Source organism: Vibrio ichthyoenteri ATCC 700023 (assembly GCF_000222605.1).
In the GTDB taxonomy this organism is placed as follows: Bacteria; Pseudomonadota; Gammaproteobacteria; order Enterobacterales; family Vibrionaceae; genus Vibrio; species Vibrio ichthyoenteri.
In genome coordinates this window covers 1-4,738 of the sequence record NZ_AFWF01000027.1, presented here as the reverse complement: position 1 = coordinate 4,738, position 4,738 = coordinate 1, and the positions used below count along the sequence as shown (strand labels likewise).

Genomic DNA, 4,738 nt, shown 5'->3' with positions numbered 1-4,738 from the left:
GGAAAGGGTTATCAAGGGAAGGGTTTTCCCAAGGGAAAAGCCCTATCCAGAAAGGGTAAATGCAACCAGCTGTGCTGGTTTTTCCGGGAACAACCCCCTTGTATTTTAGTAGAAGAGTCCGTTAAAAGCTTATCCAGAAAGGGTTTGCAGGTATTGGAATTAAAGTTGCCCCATAATTAATAATCGTGACAAAACTACGTTTGCTTAGGTAAAAGTGTCACGATTATTAATGACCTTTAAATGTTTTTACCAATTCGCACTCCTATCGTGACAGTTTTACCTAACTTCAAGTAAAAGTGTCACGATAGTTTTTCGCGGATTAAGACTAATGCGAGATCACAGATTATTTCTCCATTAAGCATTAGGTCAGCCATATTGTTTTTCAAAATCAATAGCTCATCGACATTAACATCTTCTTGAGCAATAATTTTTGCATGAATAAGATGAGCGTGCTCAAGAACGGTCAATTCTTTATGCTTTTTATCTTTAAATTTTTCTCCATGAGTTTTCCATGTAAAGGTGAGGAATCTCTCACCATTACGTTGCGATTCTTCGAAACTAAGATCATAAATATCCGTCGTATGCGAAATTTCCTCAATCGCAGGTTTTAAAAAACGGCGCCTAAAATCACTCATTCGTTGATAAGAGGTTGGTAGTTCGTAGCGTTCCAAGATCCAGCTTACTGAAAATCTAGCTTTTTTCAGTGAGTTATATTGCATCAAACTTTCATATAGACGCATACTATAAGGAGATGTAAGTTCCCCTGCACTGATAAGATATCGTGTGAAATCACTTTTTATAGCCAAAATAGTTTTTAGTAATTTAGCGTTAAAATAAAATGTAGTAACACCACGTTTAGGTCTATGAGTACGCCCGTTGACCCATGATATCGCAGTAAGTGCCTTTTCGCTTTCAGTGCTCTCTTCTGGTTCAAAAAAAACCACTTCCCGTTTAACAATACTCTCAGCAGCAGCTCTAATTTCTTTGCTGGCGTTATCTGTAGTAAATTCCCTCAGATAATCAGAAGTATGAATATCAATAGCAACTTCGCCCCACCTTACAGTCTCATAATCAATTTTCATTTTTAGGCATTGTTGTAAGGCCAAATAAACAACTCTTTTCTCTGAACGACTTAGGCTATAAGCAGCCGTTGTAAGAGCGTTAGATTGACGAAGAATAAGCTCCTGCTTTGATATGATATGTTTTTGTCGTGACATAATTACCGTAAAACCGTGACAACAAGAAAGTTGTGTCACGATATCAATAAAAAAAAAAGAACCTATAGCTAAATCCATAATGCTACAAGAAAATTTGATCCACTTTCCTAAAATTTATATTAGAGCCTTGCCCTATAGGGACGGGCTACTGGGAGTAACTTCTTGACAGAGCAAGACTCTTACTGCTTTAGCCACGTAAACGTTTGCGTTAAATCTAGGGCTAGGACTAATTTTCAACTTCTAATTGTCGCTAGACAAGGGTGTTTAGTAGACGCTGGGTCATTTTTTCTAAATCCTTTGGTTTTCCACAATACCCCCAAAAAGAACAGTAAATTTGTCACGAAGAATAGGTAAATTTGTCACGATAGATGGTAAATCCGTCACGATAAAAGGTGTATTTGTCGCAGAGTTGAGTAAACCTGTCACTCCGGAAGGTAAATTCGTCACGGAAAGGTAATGTAAACATATGATATAAAAGGATTATTCCCACCTAAAAAGATCTTAAAAAGATCAAAGATTAAAGATCAAAAAGATTATTAAAAAGTGTATGGATAATGTGTATAACAAGACAAAGTGGAAATAAAGGTAAACGGTAACAACTCACTGAAACGATTTGCGGTTTATTTTCTTGTAATTGTTTCAGGTCTTCATTATTATAAAAGAATACTAACATTGAGGACTGTACAATGAACGAAGTAGACAAATTGAACCAAATAGCAGAAAACATGAAAAAAGAGCAGTTAAACCACAGGGAACTAATCGCTCAACAAACATCAGTTGAAGTTTCTGATAAAGAAGTAGATGGCATGGATCGCCTAATTTACAATCACTGTCTTAATAAAAAAGCTTTTCGAGAACTTACTCGGCTTTCTCCTATTACCTTTCAAAATAAAATTCAAAAATCTATTGATGAACACATAATTCAAGAGCCTATTTATCAAAACAAGCAGCATTTATTCACGCGAGATCATATTTTAACCCTTATGGAATACTGGGATATGCCAAAGTATAGAGATACGTACCACTCTCGCGTAATTGCTATTGAAAACCAAAAGGGCGGAACCGGAAAGTCAACAACAAGCTCTACATTATCTGTAGCCGCTGCTCTTGACTTAGATGCAAATGCTAAGGTTTTATTAATCGATCTTGACCCACAAGGAACTCTTGGACAAGGTATGATCACTAATGTAGATAGTGATGCCTTCTATCTTACTGCTGTAGACATAATTTTAGGTAAATTTGAGAATAGTGGTGATTATTCAGACTTAATTTCACAAGGATATACTGATAGAGAAATTATCTTAAATTCGCCATTTAACACACATCTTCCTAATCTTGATGTTATGCCAGCCTTTGCTACAGACGAACGATTTCATGATCTTTTTTGGCAAGCTGAGTCCGACGAATTAAAAACAGAACTTGTATGCCGATTTGCTCAAGAAATAGTGCCTATTCTTAAAGAAAAATACGATCTTATTTTTATTGATACTCCTCCTCAAGAATCACCTTTAATTTGGGTGGCAAACGAAGCTCTCGATTGCCTATTAGTTCCTATTTCTCCACGGGAATATGACTTTGCATCAACCACAAACTATCTTATGACAACCACTACTCGTTTTAAAAGCCTTCCTTCAAAAGGGAACAATCTGCTTTGGAGTAGAATATTAGTCGTCAACCATGATGAAAAGAGTAAGCCTGAGCGAGACGTAGTTGATAAATTAAGTCGCACTGTCCAAGATAGACTTATGTCATCATACATAATTCATTCTGATTTAGTTGTTACCGCGGCAGAATTAAATCGTACCGCACTTGATATAGCCAAAACTGAAAAAAGAGTTAGCAACAAAAAACATGATGAAACAATAACTTCGATTAATTCAGTCTACCGTCAGTTTATTCGTGAAGTAAAAAGCGTTTCTGTTAAGAGTGAGGTTGTTTCATGAATAAGAACTCTTGGGGAAGACAAGTTGATAAGAATACACTTTTAGGAAAAAAAGAAATTGGTAAAGTAAATCAAACAAATAACTTAGGTAGTAAAATTTCTTCCAAACCTAAAACATTTAGACTTGAGGGTGGTGTTGTTCCAGCATCACTTAGGGTTATAAATTCAGAAAATATATTGTTAGAAACAGAAATTCATCCATTAAATCCCAGAAACCAAGATGCTTTAGATGATATCTCAGTTAAGAATACACTTGAATCTATTAGTAAAAATGGTATTGATACCGATTGCTTAGGGATTTGGTCAGACGATGAATCTAAAATCCTTATAATAGAAGGAAGTGTTCGACGCTACTGTGCAATAAAAACAGAGCAATGTTATCCTATTTGGGTGTTACCTGCGAAAAGTGCTACGAATAAAGATATTCGTCGTCTTATTGCAGATGCTAGTGACAAAAAGAAACATTCATTACGTGAACGAGGTGAAGCCTATTGGAAAGAAGCATTAGAACTTACCGATAAAATTGATTCCATGACCAACGAAGAACTGAGTGAGTTACTATCCGTTGGGCGAGAGACTCTTAGGAAAGCCTTACAAGCCTTTCATATTGATATGCGCTTGTTAAAGATATTGCCTGATTATGAAGGAGTTCAAAACGCTATATATCCAAAATTGGCTAAAATAGAAAAACACCTGAAAAAAAATAGTGTTAGTATTGACTTATTTATTCAAGAGGTCGAATCCTCTCCAGAACTTAACAATATAAAAGAAATGGAAAACACTGTTGATATTCAGCAACAAATATTAACAGTGATGGAAGCGCTTGCTTTTAAAGCTCGATTGAAAAAAACATCAAAATGGCATACAAACGATCTAGTTCAATTTGAGCAAAAGAATAAATTTGCTCGAAAAAGTATTAGTGCTAACGGGGAAAGTGTCAGGTTCGAGTTTGGTCGTATTAATAGTGATTTAATTGAAGATATTGAAGAGCTAATCATGCGGAAGTTGCAGTAAATTTCATAATGCAATAGAGCGTAGATGGTTTATTAGTTACCATATATAAAATATATACTCAAAGTTAAACATTCTTCTTTTTCTGGTATAGCTCTGCACATTGAGCTATACCAGGGCATATTTTATGAAAGTAATTTTTTGGTTGCTTTTAATAAATAATCGCTTTCTTCCGAGTGACACCTTACCAATTGAATGATTTCTTGTTTCAATTGAGGTAAATCCGCCTCTTGTTTATATGATGATTGAAGCAGTTTATTTGCATCTAAATTAAGCAGATCACACAAAGCTCCGAGTTTTTCGACAGAAATTTTACCTGTATTTCGCCACCTACCAACCAGTGAACGTGAAACATTCAATCTATTTGCTATTTCATAGTTACTAAAACCGCTGGATTTTATTGCATTAGTGATGGTTTGTTCGATCAATGTCATCTTGATTTTAGGATAGCTCATATTCTCTGAGATTTAGCGATTTTATGATGTTTTCGTCCTTTCTATAAGTGCTACATGTGGTACGCATAGCGCTACATGTTGATCACTTCGGTTAATTAAATTAGAATGAAACT

Annotated in this window: 5 protein-coding genes; 3 read left to right on the top strand and 2 right to left on the bottom strand. The window is 35.3% G+C overall.

Annotated features, from left to right (window positions below; all coding sequences use genetic code 11):
- Nucleotides 1-299: 299 nt before the first annotated feature.
- Nucleotides 300-1,295 carry a RepB family plasmid replication initiator protein gene (locus RH85_RS22025; RefSeq protein WP_006710725.1) on the bottom strand — a complete coding sequence of 332 codons (996 nt, stop codon included), beginning with the start codon at nucleotides 1,293-1,295 and terminating at the stop codon, nucleotides 300-302.
- Nucleotides 1,296-1,551: 256 nt separating this feature from the next.
- On the opposite strand from RH85_RS22025, the gene RH85_RS23600 reads away from it, so the two are divergent.
- From RH85_RS23600 to RH85_RS03060, 3 genes are all read left to right on the top strand, one after another.
- Nucleotides 1,552-1,674: a hypothetical protein gene (locus RH85_RS23600; RefSeq protein ID WP_277422392.1), complete on the top strand. Its 123-nt coding sequence runs from the start codon at nucleotides 1,552-1,554 to the stop codon at nucleotides 1,672-1,674.
- A gap of 229 nt (nucleotides 1,675-1,903) precedes the next feature.
- Nucleotides 1,904-3,160 (top strand): ParA family protein, encoded by a 1,257-nt coding sequence (locus RH85_RS03065; protein ID WP_006710724.1) that lies wholly within the window; start codon nucleotides 1,904-1,906, stop codon nucleotides 3,158-3,160.
- Nucleotides 3,157-4,173, top strand: a complete 1,017-nt coding sequence (locus RH85_RS03060) for a ParB family protein (protein WP_006710723.1) — start codon at nucleotides 3,157-3,159, stop codon at nucleotides 4,171-4,173. Before RH85_RS03065 ends, RH85_RS03060 begins: the two co-directional genes overlap by 4 nt.
- Nucleotides 4,174-4,295: 122 nt before the next feature.
- On the opposite strand, the gene RH85_RS03055 is transcribed toward RH85_RS03060, so the two are convergent.
- Nucleotides 4,296-4,625, bottom strand: coding sequence for a helix-turn-helix domain-containing protein (locus tag RH85_RS03055; RefSeq protein ID WP_006710722.1), 330 nt, complete (start codon nucleotides 4,623-4,625; stop codon nucleotides 4,296-4,298).
- Nucleotides 4,626-4,738 lie beyond the last annotated feature (113 nt).

Coding starts and splice junctions, on each gene's coding strand:
- RH85_RS03065 (WP_006710724.1), top strand. CDS start 1,904: ATGAACGAAGTAGACAAATTGAACCAAATAGCAGAAAACATGAAAAAA.
- RH85_RS03055 (WP_006710722.1), bottom strand. CDS start 4,625: ATGAGCTATCCTAAAATCAAGATGACATTGATCGAACAAACCATCACT.
- RH85_RS22025 (WP_006710725.1), bottom strand. CDS start 1,295: ATGGATTTAGCTATAGGTTCTTTTTTTTTTATTGATATCGTGACACAA.
- RH85_RS03060 (WP_006710723.1), top strand. CDS start 3,157: ATGAATAAGAACTCTTGGGGAAGACAAGTTGATAAGAATACACTTTTA.